The sequence below is a fragment of the Streptomyces sp. BYX5S genome (assembly GCF_054724165.1).
The window spans coordinates 1,297,011-1,310,409 of record NZ_CM138829.1 but is presented as its reverse complement, the minus strand read 5'-3'; the positions used below and the strand labels follow the sequence as shown (position 1 = coordinate 1,310,409).

Here is a 13,399-nt window from a genome sequence, read left to right as displayed (position 1 = left end):
TAAGCGCTGCCACCTGGGCATGTCTGCGCCCCTGTAGGCGCGCATGTGCGCGCGATCTCTTGACCGGTCCCCGGCCCCCTCTTATGGTCACGTCGCTGACAGACGTAGGACGTTGGATCTCTTGCTCTTCCCGCACTCCCCTTGGTTCCCTTGTTGGAGGCTGCACATGAGCGACCACGTTTCGACCGGCCGCCGTACCTTCCTCAAATACACCGGCGCGCTCGGCGCGGCCGCCGCTGTCTCCGCCTCCCTGTCGGCCTGTTCGTCGGGGCCGAAGTCCACGAACGACACGGGCGAGAAGGGAGGCAAGGGCGGTTCCGGGGCGCTGACCGCCGTCATCGGCTACGGCAACGACCAGAGCTGGGACCCGGCGCTCACCGCGTCGGCGTTCTCCATGGCGGCCAACCACCACATCTTCGAGGGGCTGCTCGACACCGACCCGGTCAGCCGCGAACCGTACGCCGCGCTCGCCACCGGGATTCCGAAGGACCTGAAGGCCACCACATGGTCCTTCACGCTGCGTTCCGGCGCGACGTGGCACGACGGGAAACCGGTCACCGCCGACGACGTGGTCTTCAGTTTCGAGCGGGCGCTCGACACGAAGACGACGACGCTCATCGGGAGCTTCTTCCAGTCCTGGCTGAAGGAGGTCAGGAAGACCGGCGACGACCGCGTCGACCTGGTGCTGAAGTTCCCGTTCCCGGAGGGCGCCGCCCGCCTCGGCCTCGCGAAGATCCTGCCGAAGCACCTGCTCGGCTCCCCCGGCGGCCTCAAGGACCTCGACTCGGGCAAGCCGGAGGCGGTCGTCGGCTCGGGCCCGTACCGGATGGTCTCGAACCAGCCGCTGTCCAACACGACGTTCGAAGCGTTCAAGGACTACAACGGCCCCCGCGAGGCGAACTTCACGAAGATGAACTGGCTGTCCATCGTGGACGCCGCCGCCCGCGTCGCGAAGGTCTCCGGCGGCGGCGCCGAGGCCCAGGTCTCCGACAACATCCCGTACGCCAACATCACCACGCTGGACAGCGGCGGGCTCACCGTCGAGGGCGGGGCGGGGATGAACCATCTCTTCCTGCTCTTCAACACCGACCACAAGCCGTTCGACGACGTCCGCGTGCGGCAGGCGCTGCACTACGCGATCGACAGGAAGAAGCTGATCGACACCGCCCTCAAGGGGCACGGCAAGGCGGCCCGCTCCTTCCTCGACGAGGGCAACCCCACCTTCCGCCCGGCGAAGCCCGTCTACGGCCACGACCCCGCCAAGGCGAAGGCGCTCCTGAAGGAGGCCGGGGTCAGCGGACTGAAGGTCACGCTCATGGCGTCCACGGTCAGCTGGGTCGCGGATTGCCTGCCGACCATCAAGGCGTCCTGGGACGCGATCGGCGTCGAGACCACGCTCAACCCGCAGGAGACCTCCGCCCTGTTCACCAAGCTCGACCAGAAGTACGACTTCCAGGTCGTTGCCTCGGCCGCCAACCCGGGCCAGTTCGGCGTCGACGCGGACCTGATCATGCGCTACAACTACACGCCGACCGGCCTGTGGATGGAGCGCTACTCCCGCTGGTCGGACACCTCCGAGGCGAAGAACCTCTTCAAGCTCATGGACGCGGCCACCAAGGAGCCCGACCAGGCGAAGAAGAAGGAGATGACGCAGGAGTACATCGACGTCGTCGCCGAGAACGCGGTGATTTACCCGGTCGTGCACACCGAGCTGATGACCGCCTGGGACCCCGACAAGGTCACCGGCGTCCCGGCCCTGCCCTATCCCGGCATCAACGTCCTCAAGGCCAAGCGGGTCTAGGGGACCCGGGCCCGAGGGGGCAGGAGCGTACAGACGTGGTCCAGATCGCCAGGATCCTCGCCCGCCGCATCGCGCTGCTCGTGCCGCTGCTGCTCGGCATCGTGCTGTTCGTGTTCCTCGTGATGAGGTTCTCGGACGTCGACCCGGCGTCGGCGCACTTCCAGGGCACCAACCCGACCGACGAGCAACTGCACGAGTTCCGCGAGGAGAACGGCCTCAACGATCCCCTGCTGCTGCGCTACTTCGCCTTTGTAGGGCAGCTGCTGCGGGGCGACATGGGCACCAGCGTCCTCAACAACGGGCCCGTGCTCGACCAGGTGGCGACCGCGCTGCCCCTGACCATGCAGCTGACCCTGCTCGGCCTGGCCCTCGCCGTCGTGCTGGGCCTGATCGGCGGGGTCACGGCGGCCAGCTACCGGGACCGGCTGCCCGACCAGCTAATCCGCGTCGTCTCCCTGATCGGCGTCGCGGCCCCCAGCTTCTGGGTGGCGCTGCTCCTCATCCAGTACCTGGCGGTCGACTTCGGCTGGTTCCCGACCAGCGGTTACGTCAATCCCAACGACTCGCTCGGCGGCTGGCTGCGCACGATGGCGCTGCCGGCCCTGGCGCTGTCCCTCCCGGTCGCGGCCACCCTCACCCGCATCGTGCGCACGGCGATGGTCGAGGAGCTGGACAAGGACTACGTGCGCACCGCCATCGGCAACGGCCTGCCACCGTCCGTCGTGGTCGGCCGCAACGTCCTGCGCAACGCGCTCATCAACCCGCTCACCGTCCTCGGCCTGAAGGTCGGCTATCTGCTGGGCGGCGCCGTGGTCCTGGAGACGGTCTTCGCGCTGCCCGGCATGGGCACCCTGATGATCAACGCCGTGAAGAACGGCGACCCGGCCGTGGTGCAGGGCGTGGTGATCACCGTGGCCATCGCCTTCGTCCTCGTCAACCTCGTCATCGACGTCCTCTACCTCCTGGTCAACCCGCGCCTGAGGAGCTCCGCCTGATGCTCGTGACGCTCTTGGGCCGCAAGAAGCTCGCGGACCGTCTCTCCCGGCCGGGCCTGCGGCTGCGCGGCCTGAAGCGGCTGCCCCTACTGTCCCGCGTCGCCCTCGCCCTGATCGTCGCCGTCGCGCTGATGGCCGTGTTCGCCCCGCTGCTCGCCCCGCACGACCCGCTGGAACAGACGGCGCAGGTCGACGGGACCGGTCATCCGTCCGCCGCGCACTGGATGGGCCAGGACAGCCTGGGCCGCGACATCCTCAGCAGGCTGATGTACGGGGCCCGTTGGTCGCTCGTCATCGGGCTCGGCGCCACCGCGCTCGGCCTGGTCGCCGGGGCACTGCTCGGCGCCTTCGCCGCGACGTCGCGCAAGGCGGCGGACGAGACGGTGATGCGCGCCCTCGACGTGATCATGGCGTTCCCGGGGGTGGCGCTCGCGGCCGTCCTCGTCGCCGTGTTCGGCGGCAGCGTCCCGGTGCTGATCTGCGCCATCGCGTTCCTCTACACCCCGCCGATCGCCCGGGTGGTGCGGGCCAACGTGCTCGACCAGTACGGCGAGGACTACGTCACCGCGGAGCGCGTCATCGGCGCCCGCACCCCGCACATCGTGTGGCGGCACGTCGCGGTCAACTGCGCGGCGCCGATCCTGGTGTTCTGCACGGTGCAGGTCGCGGAGGCCATCGTGTTCGAGGCCTCGCTGTCGTTCATCGGCGCGGGCGTCCGCCCGCCGGACCCGTCGTGGGGCTCGGTCATCGCCGACGGCAAGAACATGGTGCTGATCGGCGGCTGGTGGGCGACGGTCTTCCCCGGCCTGCTGATGCTGATCACCGTGCTGTCCCTGAACATCCTCAGCGAGGGCGTCTCCGACGCGTGGGCGGCGCCGGTCGCCCGTGACGTCACGACGCGGGAGGCCGACCGCCTGGAGGCCCCGGCCCCCGGCACCGGCCGGGTCCTGGAACTCCCGGGCCTGCCGGAGGCTGCGACCCGGCTGCGCGCGCGGGCCCGCCCCCGCCCGACCGGGCCCCCGGTGCTCTCGGTGAGCGGCCTGTCCATCGGCTTCGACGACCGGCACCGGGGCGTGGACATCGTCGACGGCGTCGACTTCGAGGTGCGCCCCGGCGAAGTCCTCGGCCTGGTCGGCGAGTCGGGCTGCGGCAAGTCGCTGACGGCGCTGACGGTGATGGGCCTGGCGCCGAAGGGCGCGCGTGTACGGGGCCGGATCACCTTCGGCGGGCGGGAGTTGACGGGCCTGCCGATGAGGGCGCGCCGCCGGCTCCTCGGCCACGAGATGGCGATGATCTACCAGGACGCCCTGTCGTCCCTGAACCCGGCGATGACGGTGCGGGCGCAGCTCAAGCAGGTGGTCCGCCGGGGCGGCCGCCGCACCCCGGCCGAACTCCTCGGTCTGGTCGGCCTCGACCCGGGCCGCACGCTGCGCAGCTATCCGCACGAACTCTCCGGCGGCCAGCGCCAGCGCGTCCTGATCGCCATGGCGCTGTCCCGGGACCCGAAGCTGATCGTCGCGGACGAGCCGACGACGGCGCTCGACGTGACGGTCCAGGCGCAGGTGATCGAGCTGCTGCTGCGGCTGCGCGCGGAACTCGGCTTCGCCCTCGTCCTCGTCTCGCACGACCTGGCGCTGATCGCGGACGTCACCGACCGCATCGTCGTCATGTACGGCGGCCGGATCGTGGAGACGGCCGTGACGGCGGACCTGGTCGGCGCCCCGGCCCACCACTACACGCGCGGGCTGCTGGGCTCGGTGCTGTCCCTGGAGGCGGCGGCGGACCGCCTCACACAGATCAAGGGCGTGGTCCCCTCCCCCGCGGACTTCCCGGCCGGCTGCCGCTTCGCGGACCGCTGCCCGCTGGCGACGCGGGTGTGCCGCGCGGACCGCCCGGCACTGGTGGGCACGGCGGACCACGCCACGGCATGCCACCACCCCGCATAGGGAGACCAAGTGATGCGACCGATAGTGGAGTTGGCGAACGTGCACGTGGTGCACAAGGCCCGCACCGGCGGCCTGTTCTCCCGCGACCGGGTGTACGCCCTCACCGCCGCCGACCTGACGGTGGCGCCCGGTGAGACGGTGGGCGTGGTCGGCGAGTCCGGCTGCGGCAAGACGACGCTGGCGAAGGTCCTGGTGGGCGTGGAGCGTCCGACCGCCGGCACGGTCACGTACGGCGGCGCCGACCTGTGGACGATGGCGCCCGCGCGGCGCCGGACGGTGCTCGGGACGGGCGTCGGCATGATCTTCCAGGATCCGGCGACGGCCCTGAACCGCCGTCTGACGGTGCACCGCACGGTGCGGGACCCGATGGACGTGCACGGCAGCGGGACACCGGCGGAACGGGACGCGCGGGTACGGGAGTTGCTGGGCCTGGTCGGCCTGCCGAAGGCCCTGGCCGACGTCCTGCCCGGTCAGCTCTCCGGAGGCCAGCGCCAGCGGGTGGCGATCGCCCGCGCCCTGGCCCTGGAACCGTCCCTCGTCGTCGCCGACGAGCCCACCAGCGCGCTGGACGTCTCCGTCCGCGCGCAGATCCTCAACCTTCTCCTGGACCTGAAGGACCGCCTGGGCCTGGCGCTCGTCTTCGTGTCGCACGACATTCAGACGGTGCGGAGGATGAGTGACCGGGTGATCACGATGTACCTGGGGCGGATCGTGGAGGAGTCCCCGGCGGACTCGGTCCTCGCCGGCTCCCGCCACCCCTACACGCGCGCCCTCTTCTCGGCGACCCCCGGCCTCCTGGCCCCCCTCGACCCGATCCCGCTCTCGGGCCCGGTCCCCTCCGCCACGCATCCGCCGTCCGGCTGCCCCTTCCGCACGAGATGCTGGCGCGCGACCGACCTCTGCGCCACCACGCTGCCGCCCCCGGAGACGACGTCCGGCCACACCTACCGCTGCAACCACCCCCTTCAAGCCCCTCCGGCGTTTGAGGAGCGGGGTCCGGGGCGGAGCCCCGAGGCGTGAGGCGCGCGGCGCCGCTGGGGCTCTGCCCCAGACCCCGCTGCTCAATCGCCGCAGGGGCTTGAAGGGCCCAACCGGCGCCGAGGCCCGAAGAAAGAGCCCGGCCGCCAGGAAGGCCGACGCAAGGGCTCGATGTGCCCAACCGGCACCGGGGCGGTGCGGTCAGCTCGGGGTGCGGGCCGCCGCGACGAGGAGGGCGCTCACCTCGTCCGTGCACAGGGTGAGCGCCGCCCCCACCGTGCCGAGCACATCCCGCTCCCCCACGGCATACACCCCGTCCGCGAGAGCAATCCGCGCTCCCTGGAGCAGAATCGATTCCCGCCCCGCCGGGGCGAGATGAGGGGCGAGCGGGTCGAGCGCCTCGTGGAGCTCGATCGCGAGCCCGGCCCCCGCCCCGCACTGCTCGGCCACCCGCCCCGCATCGGTCATCAACGCATCGACGAGCGCCGCGAGTTGCTCCTCGCAGGTGTCCTCGAACCCGGCCTCCCGCAACACCCCCACCGCGCATTCGAGCGCCTGCGGCGACGTCCCGCCGCCCGCGAGCACGGCCAGCACCACGGTGTGCACGGCGTCCCGCAGCATCGCGGAGAAGCGGTGGGTGGTGGGGTGGTCGAGGGCGTCCGTGCCGAACCGGCCCTCGCAGGCCGCGCATTCGACGACGGGCCCCGCCTGCCCGCGCGGCACGACCGGCACGCCGAGCAGGACCAACCTGCGCCGCCCGGTGCGCCGTTGGTAATTGCGATCGCCGCCGCAACTCGGGCAGAAGAACTCGCCGTCGCCCACGGTGGTCCATGTGGTGTGCACCCCGAACACCCGCGAGAGCCCGGTCCGTCCCATGCGTCCCTGATTCGGCAGCACGTCGCACACCTCCCGTCGTGGCGCCGCATCATCGCGGCGTTGGCGTGATGTTAGCCACATTGTTGATGCGGCGTCAGTACCTTGGTCACGCCGAGGTCACGGAACTTCTCGTTCCTGGCCGGTACACGACGCGGCCCCGCGCACCCACAAAAGGTGCACGGGGCCGGAAAACCGCAGCTCAACTGCGTCAGCGGCTCGCGCGGTTGACCGCCGAGACGACCGCCTTCAGCGACGCACGTGTCGTGTTCGCATCGATGCCGATGCCCCACAGAACCTTGTCCCCGATGGCCACCTCGATGTACGAGGCGGCGACGGCGGACGCGCCCTCGCTCATCGTGTGCTCCTGGTAGTCCAGCAGCCGGGCGTCGACGCCGATGCCCTGGAGGGCGTGGAAGAACGCGGAGATCGGACCGTTGCCGGTGCCGACCAGGACCCGCTCCTCGCCGTCCACCTCGGCCTCGACGGTCAGCGTGTCCACGCCGTCCGTGTCGGTCGTGGTCTGGCCCGTCTTGACCTGGATGCGGCCCCACGGGTTCTCGGGGTTGGGCAGGTACTCGTCCTGGAAGACGCTCCAGATGTCCTTCGGCGTGACCTCGCCGCCCTCGGCGTCCGTCTTCGCCTGGATGACCTTGGAGAACTCGACCTGCATACGGCGCGGCAGGTCCAGGTTGTGCCCGTCCTTCAGGACGTACGCGATACCGCCCTTGCCGGACTGCGAGTTGACGCGGATGACGGCCTCGTAGGAGCGGCCGACGTCCTTCGGGTCGATCGGCAGGTACGGGACCGCCCACTCGATGTCGTCGACGGTGACGCCCTTGGCGGCCGCGTCGGCCTCCATCGCGTCGAAGCCCTTCTTGATGGCGTCCTGGTGGGAGCCGGAGAAGGACGTGTAGACCAGGTCGCCCACGTACGGGTGGCGCGGGTGGACCTCCATCTGGTTGCAGTACTCCCACGTACGACGGATCTCGTCGATGTCGGAGAAGTCGATCTGCGGGTCGACGCCCTGGGAGAACAGGTTCATGCCCAGGGTGACCAGGTCGACGTTGCCGGTGCGCTCGCCCTGCCCGAACAGGCAGCCCTCGACGCGGTCGCCGCCGGCCATGACGCCCAGCTCGGCGGCGGCGACGGCGGTGCCGCGGTCGTTGTGCGGGTGGATGGACAGGCAGACGTACTCGCGGCGCGACAGGTTGCGCGACATCCACTCGAAGCGGTCCGCGTGCGTGGACGGCGTCGAACGCTCCACCGTGGCGGGCAGGTTGAGGATGATCTCGCGGTCCGGGCCCGGCTGGTAGACGTCCATGACGGCCTCGCAGACCTCCAGGGCGAACTCCAGCTCGGTGTCCGTGAAGATCTCGGGGCTGTACTGGTAGCCGAAGTTCGTCTCCGGGCCCAGCAGCTTCTCCGCGTACTCCATGACCAGGCGCGTGCCGTCGACGGCGATCTGCTTGATCTCTTCCTTGGAGCCGCGGAAGACGACGCGGCGGAAGACCGGCGCGGTCGCGTTGTACAGGTGCACCGTGGCGTTCTTGGCGCCCTTCAGGGACTCCACGGTCCGCTCGATCAGGTCCTCACGGGCCTGCGTCAGTACGGAGATCGTGACGTCGTCCGGGATCGCGGCCGGGTCCTCGATGATGGACCGTACGAAGTCGAAGTCCGTCTGCCCCGACGCGGGGAAGCCGACCTCGATCTCCTTGAAGCCCATCTTGACCAGCAGGTCGAACATCGCGCGCTTGCGGGCGGGCGACATCGGGTCGATCAGTGCCTGGTTGCCGTCGCGCAGGTCGGTGGAGAGCCAGCGGGGGGCGGTGGTGATCCGCTTGCCGGGCCACGTGCGGTCCGGGATGTCGACCTGCTCGTACTGGCCGTACTTGTGGATCGGCATGGAACTGGGCTGCTGGCGGTTTGCCATGATGCGTGGGCTCCTCGGAGGTGGCCTGGAAGGCGGCCGACGGCGCAACACCAAACTCCGCGGGGAGGGAGCCGGCCTTGTCTACAGGCCCTCGCCGCGGCAGCTAAGGAGAAGCAGCCCGAAACGCATGATGCACAGCACCCTAGCCGACTCCCGCTGACCGCACAGGCCCGTATCAGTATGCGGGACCACGGACAGGTAACGGGTAAGAGGTGATCAATACCTCTATTTCGCTAATCATGGTGGCAGGTAGTGACAGCGGCGTGACCCAGTGCCACATTGCCTCGCATGACCGCGAAACCCACGGGGAACCCAGCGGGGTTCGAGCCCGTCTTCTGCACCATCGTGCCGCCCCACGTCCTCGACAAGGCAGCTCAGAGCGAGGACTCCGCGATCGCCGCCCGCGCCCGCCGCTCCCTGGAGCGCGACGCCTTCGAGCGCACGCACCGCCGGATCACGACCGTCGTCGGCGCCCCTTCCGTCGCCCCGCCCGCGGGCGTCGAGGGCCAGAAGCCGCGCCGCACCATCTACGACGCCAAGCACCGCACGGAGCTGCCGGGGCGGAAGGTCCGCGGCGAGGGGGACAAGCCGGGCAAGGACGCGACCGTCAACCGCGCGTACGCGGGGCTCGGCGCCACGTTCGAGCTGTTCCTGGAGAAGTTCTCGCGCTTCTCCATCGACGGCGAGGGCCTGGCACTGAACGCGACGGTGCACTACTCGGAGGAGTACAACAACGCGTTCTGGAACGGCGAGCAGATGGTGTTCGGCGACGGTGACGGCGAGATCTTCCTCGACTTCACCATCCCCGTCGACGTCATCGGCCACGAGCTGACCCACGGCGTCACGCAGTACACGGCGAACCTGACGTACTTCGGCCAGCCGGGCGCCCTCAACGAGTCGATGTCCGACGTCTTCGGCTCCCTCATCAAGCAGTACACGCTGGGCCAGACCGCCTCCGAGGCCGACTGGCTGATCGGCGCGGGCCTGCTCGCGCCGCGCGTCACGGGCGTCGCCCTCCGCTCGATGAAGGCACCGGGCACCGCGTACGACGACGATGTCCTCGGCAAGGACCCGCAGCCCGCCGACATGGACCACTTCGTGAAGACGGGCCGGGACAACGGCGGCGTGCACATCAACTCCGGCATCCCCAACCACGCGTTCTACATCCTGGCCGAGTCCCTCGGCGGGAACGCGTGGGAGCGGGCGGGCCAGATCTGGTACGACACCCTCACCAGCGGCGAGCTGGCGCAGGACTGCCTGTTCGCCGACTTCGCCAAGGCCACGGTGAAGGCCGCGCAGGCCCGTTACGGCGGCGGCGAGGAGTACCAGTCGGTCCTCAAGGCCTGGGAACAGGTCGGCGTGCCGACGTCCTGACGCCGCGCCCGTTCCGGAGTAGACAGGACCCATGCGTATTCACGTATCGCGCACGGGCGGATTCGCCGGCATCGACCGGCACGCCGAACTGGACACGGCGGGCCGGTCCGATGCCCACGAGTGGCACGCCCTGGCCGAGAAGGCCCTGGCGGCAGGCCGCACGACACCCCCCATAGGCGTCCCGGACGGCTTCAGCTACACCATCACGGTCGACGACCACACGGTCTACTGCGCGGACCCCCGCCTGACGGATGAACAACGCCGCCTCATCTCCGCCGTCCTGAAGGAGGGCGCCTGACCCTTATTGAGCCCCTCCGGTGACCACCATCAAGCCCCTCCGGCGATTGAGGAGCGGGGCCCGGGGCGGAGCCCCGATCTTTTGGAGCCCCTCCGGCGATTGAGGAGCGGGGTCCGGGGCGGAGCCCCGCGACCGCAACCCCGGCACCGCTACAAGGCACCCGCATCCCGCGCGGACAACGCCGAGGGAAACACCGGCCGATACCCCAACTCCCGCCGAATCCGATCCGTCGACATCACGGAGTGCCACGGATCGCCCACCTCCTTCTCGTACACCGCCGCCGGCACCTCGACCCCACCCAGCAGAAACAGGTCGACCGTCGTCACCGGCGCGTCGTCGGCGATGTTGTACACCCCGGCCGCCCCCGCCGCGTACAACAGCCTCCGCAACGCCTGCGCCACATCCACGTGATGCCCCATGTGCAGCCGCTGCATCGCGGGCCACGCGGCCGCCCACCGCAACGCGTTCGCGATGTGCGGATCCCCGTCCCCGTACACGAACGGCAGCCGCCCGATCCGCAGATCATCGAGCCCGTCCATGGCCCCGAGCGCCCGCTCCGCCTCCCACTTGGAATCGGGGTACGCCCCCCACAGCTCCCCGCCCGGCACCGTCTCGTCGTCCTCGACGAGCGGCCGCCCCCGCCCGGCCCCGTACACGAGCCCGGTGCTGACCTGCACGAACCGCCGCACCCCGGAGGCCACCGCGGCCCGCCCCAGCTCGATCGCGGCGTCCCGGTTGACCGCCCGCGCCTCCTCGTCCGGCACCCCGCGGAACGCGGCCGCCGCGTTGATCACGGCGTCCGCCCCGGCGGTCGCCTTACCCAGCACGTCGACGTCCCGCAGGTCGCCGACGACCACCTCCGCGCCCAGCTCCGCGAACCGCTCCCCGCGGGCCGCGTCCCGGACGAGCACCCGCACCCGGTCGCCCTGCGGCGCAGCCGCGAGCAGCCTCGGCACGAACCGCCGCCCGACCTGTCCCGTCGCACCCGTCACCAGTGTCAGCATGGCCGCCTCCTCGATGTCGTAGCCATGCCTCGAAGCCTGCGGGAGCGGGCCGCGCGGCGGGAGAGACGCACGTGTCCAGGGACCGGCGCTCCCTGGCTGAGCCCTGGCCCCCGACCGGCCCGACGGGCGATCCTGGACGGGTGAACCGCCCCGAACTGGCCGACTTCCTGCGCCGCTGCCGCACCCGCCTCACGCCCTCCGACGTGGGCCTCGCGACCGGCCCCCGCCGCCGCACGCCCGGACTGCGCCGGGAGGAGGTGGCGCAGCTCGCCGGGATGTCCGCGGACTACTACACGCGGCTCGAACAGCGCCGCGGCTCCCACCCGTCGCGGCAGATGCTGACGGCGCTGGCCCGCGCGCTGCGCCTCACCGACGCCGAGCGCGACCACCTGTTCCACCTGGCGGGCGAGGAGCCGCCGCGGCCCGGCGCCTCCTCCGGTCACGTCCGGCCGGGGCTGCTGATGATCCTGGACCGGCTGCACGACCTGCCGGCGTCGGTGTACAGCGACTGGGGCGAGGTGCTGGCGCAGAACACCATGTCGATCGCGCTGACCGGCGACTACCGGGGGCAGAACCTGATCCGCCGCTGGTTCACACAGCCGGAGATGCGCGGGATCACGCCGCCCGAGCACCACGCGGCGCACTCCCGCGCCCATGTGGCGACCCTGCGCGCGGTCGCCGCGGCCCGCCCCGACGATCCGGGCCCCGCCGCGCTGGTGGCCGAACTGCGGGCGGCGTCACGGGAGTTCGAGGAGCTGTGGCGCTCGCACGACGTCGAGGTGCACCGCCCGTCGCCGAAGCGGTTCGTGCACCCGGTGGTCGGCGTCCTCGACCTCGACTGCGAGGTGCTGCTCAGCGACGGGCAGGCCCAGCAGCTCGTGGTGCACTCGGCGCGGCCGGGCACGGACGCCTACGAACGTCTGGAGCTGCTGCGGGTGATCGGCCTCCAGGACCTCGCCCCCGCGGCCGGCGGCTAGGGCCTGTCGTTTGGATCAGGCCGGATCAGGGAGCGGGGTCTGGTGCGTGCGATCGCAAGGCGGAGGAGGGCGTCGACGCGGAGCGTCGGCAACCGACGACAACGCCGCGAGCGTGCGTGCCAGACCCCGCGAGCCCGGCCTGATCCAAACGACAGGCCCTAGGTGTATTGATCACGAGCGTTGTTGACACTGGCCGGGCTTGATCATGGCGAAGACCTCCGGTGTGGTGGAGGTGTCTAGGCTTCACCGCACGACGGAGGTCTTCGTGTCCCACCGTAATGCCCGGCTGACCGTTCATGGCAGGCGGCTGCTGGTCGAGCGTGTCCGTTTGGGCCGCCCGGTCGCGCATGTGGCCGCCGAGATGGGTATATCCCGCGCAACGGCCCACAAGTGGCTGCGGCGTTGGCGCTCGGGGGTGAGGCGGGGCTGCACGACCGGTCCAGCCGTCCGCGCACGACACCGCACCGGACCGCGTCCGCGGTGGAAGCCCGGGTCTGGCTGCGCACGGACCGCAAGCTGGGACCGGCCAGGATCGGTCCGATCCTGGGCCTGCCCGCTTCCACCGTGCACCGGGTCCTGACCCGGCACCGGCTGAACCGGCTGGCCTGGCTCGACCGGCCCACCGGCCAGCGCATCCGCCGCTACGAACGCGAAAGGCCCGGCGAACTGATCCACGTCGACGTCAAGAAGCTCGGCCGGATCCCCGACGGCGGCGGCCACAAGGTCCTGGGCCGCCAAGCCGGCCGCGCCACCCGCAGCAACATGGGCTTCGACTACATCCACTCCGCCGTCGACGACCACAGCCGCCTCGCCTACAGCAGATACACGGCGATGAGAAGGCCCCCACCTGCGCCGCCTTCCTCCGCCGGGCCGCAGCCTTCTTCACCGCCCATGGCATCGACCACGTCGAACGCGTGCTGACCGACAACGCCTGGCCCTACCGCAAGAGCGTCGCCTGGCGGCAGGCGCTTGCCGACCTCGGCGCGAGCGGCAAGCTCACCCGGGCCTACCGGCCGCAGACCAACGGCAAGGTCGAACGCTTCAACCGCACCCTGCTCGACGAGTGGGCCTACCAGCGGCCCTACACCTCCAACGACGAGCGCACAGCGGCCCTGGCAGACTTCCTGCACACCTACAACCACCACCGCTGCCACACCGCACTCGAAGGCCAGCCCCCGATCAGCCGCGTCAACAACGCTGCGAGTCAATACACCTAGGGC

Annotated in this window: 10 protein-coding genes and 1 pseudogene; 8 read left to right on the top strand and 3 right to left on the bottom strand. The window is 70.8% G+C overall.

What is annotated here, in order from left to right; all coding sequences use genetic code 11:
* Window positions 1-166: 166 nt before the first annotated feature.
* Genes ACYBSK_RS05850 through ACYBSK_RS05835 form a run of 4 tightly spaced genes read left to right on the top strand, consistent with a single transcriptional unit; the run spans window position 167 to window position 5,762 of the window.
* Window positions 167-1,801: an ABC transporter substrate-binding protein gene (locus tag ACYBSK_RS05850; protein ID WP_460245386.1), complete on the top strand. Its 1,635-nt coding sequence runs from the start codon at window positions 167-169 to the stop codon at window positions 1,799-1,801.
* 35 nt (window positions 1,802-1,836) lie between these two features.
* On the top strand, window positions 1,837-2,796 hold the full coding sequence (locus ACYBSK_RS05845) for an ABC transporter permease (RefSeq protein WP_460245385.1): 960 nt from the start codon (window positions 1,837-1,839) through the stop codon (window positions 2,794-2,796).
* The gene (locus ACYBSK_RS05840; protein WP_460245384.1) at window positions 2,796-4,742 is read left to right on the top strand and encodes a dipeptide/oligopeptide/nickel ABC transporter permease/ATP-binding protein; all 1,947 of its coding nucleotides are present in this window, start codon (window positions 2,796-2,798) and stop codon (window positions 4,740-4,742) included. Before ACYBSK_RS05845 ends, ACYBSK_RS05840 begins: the two co-directional genes overlap by 1 nt.
* Window positions 4,743-4,754: 12 nt before the next feature.
* Window positions 4,755-5,762, top strand: coding sequence for an oligopeptide/dipeptide ABC transporter ATP-binding protein (locus tag ACYBSK_RS05835; protein WP_460245383.1), 1,008 nt, complete (start codon window positions 4,755-4,757; stop codon window positions 5,760-5,762).
* Window positions 5,763-5,921: 159 nt separating this feature from the next.
* On the opposite strand, the gene ACYBSK_RS05830 is transcribed toward ACYBSK_RS05835, so the two are convergent.
* Both ACYBSK_RS05830 and leuA read right to left on the bottom strand, forming a co-directional pair.
* Entirely contained in the window at window positions 5,922-6,617 is a 696-nt protein-coding gene (locus ACYBSK_RS05830; protein WP_460245382.1) for a TerB family tellurite resistance protein, read from the bottom strand.
* A 187-nt stretch (window positions 6,618-6,804) separates the two neighbouring features.
* Window positions 6,805-8,526 (bottom strand): 2-isopropylmalate synthase, encoded by a 1,722-nt coding sequence (gene leuA / locus ACYBSK_RS05825; protein ID WP_457475762.1) that lies wholly within the window; start codon window positions 8,524-8,526, stop codon window positions 6,805-6,807.
* Between the two features lie 288 nt (window positions 8,527-8,814).
* Here leuA and ACYBSK_RS05820 point away from each other — a divergent pair, with 288 nt between their 5' ends.
* Window positions 8,815-9,900, top strand: coding sequence for a M4 family metallopeptidase (locus tag ACYBSK_RS05820; protein WP_457475761.1), 1,086 nt, complete (start codon window positions 8,815-8,817; stop codon window positions 9,898-9,900).
* Between the two features lie 31 nt (window positions 9,901-9,931).
* Complete coding sequence (locus ACYBSK_RS05815) at window positions 9,932-10,198, top strand: protealysin inhibitor emfourin (RefSeq protein WP_457475760.1); 267 nt, start codon at window positions 9,932-9,934, stop codon at window positions 10,196-10,198.
* A 149-nt stretch (window positions 10,199-10,347) separates the two neighbouring features.
* Here ACYBSK_RS05815 and ACYBSK_RS05810 read toward each other — a convergent pair whose 3' ends face one another.
* A complete protein-coding gene (locus tag ACYBSK_RS05810; protein WP_460245381.1) occupies window positions 10,348-11,202 on the bottom strand; it encodes an NAD-dependent epimerase/dehydratase family protein in 855 nt (284 codons plus the stop codon).
* Between the two features lie 140 nt (window positions 11,203-11,342).
* Here ACYBSK_RS05810 and ACYBSK_RS05805 point away from each other — a divergent pair, with 140 nt between their 5' ends.
* Both ACYBSK_RS05805 and ACYBSK_RS05800 read left to right on the top strand, forming a co-directional pair.
* Window positions 11,343-12,179, top strand: coding sequence for a helix-turn-helix transcriptional regulator (locus ACYBSK_RS05805; protein ID WP_460245380.1), 837 nt, complete (start codon window positions 11,343-11,345; stop codon window positions 12,177-12,179).
* Between the two features lie 265 nt (window positions 12,180-12,444).
* A pseudogene (locus ACYBSK_RS05800) lies at window positions 12,445-13,396 on the top strand (IS481 family transposase).
* Window positions 13,397-13,399: the final 3 nt, after the last annotated feature.

Excerpts from the sequence above, each read along its gene's own strand:
- ACYBSK_RS05835 (WP_460245383.1), top strand. The coding sequence starts at position 4,755 with ATGCGACCGATAGTGGAGTTGGCGAACGTGCACGTGGTGCACAAGGCC.
- leuA (WP_457475762.1), bottom strand. The coding sequence starts at position 8,526 with ATGGCAAACCGCCAGCAGCCCAGTTCCATGCCGATCCACAAGTACGGC.
- ACYBSK_RS05840 (WP_460245384.1), top strand. The coding sequence starts at position 2,796 with ATGCTCGTGACGCTCTTGGGCCGCAAGAAGCTCGCGGACCGTCTCTCC.
- ACYBSK_RS05820 (WP_457475761.1), top strand. The coding sequence starts at position 8,815 with ATGACCGCGAAACCCACGGGGAACCCAGCGGGGTTCGAGCCCGTCTTC.
- ACYBSK_RS05810 (WP_460245381.1), bottom strand. The coding sequence starts at position 11,202 with ATGCTGACACTGGTGACGGGTGCGACGGGACAGGTCGGGCGGCGGTTC.
- ACYBSK_RS05850 (WP_460245386.1), top strand. The coding sequence starts at position 167 with ATGAGCGACCACGTTTCGACCGGCCGCCGTACCTTCCTCAAATACACC.
- ACYBSK_RS05815 (WP_457475760.1), top strand. The coding sequence starts at position 9,932 with ATGCGTATTCACGTATCGCGCACGGGCGGATTCGCCGGCATCGACCGG.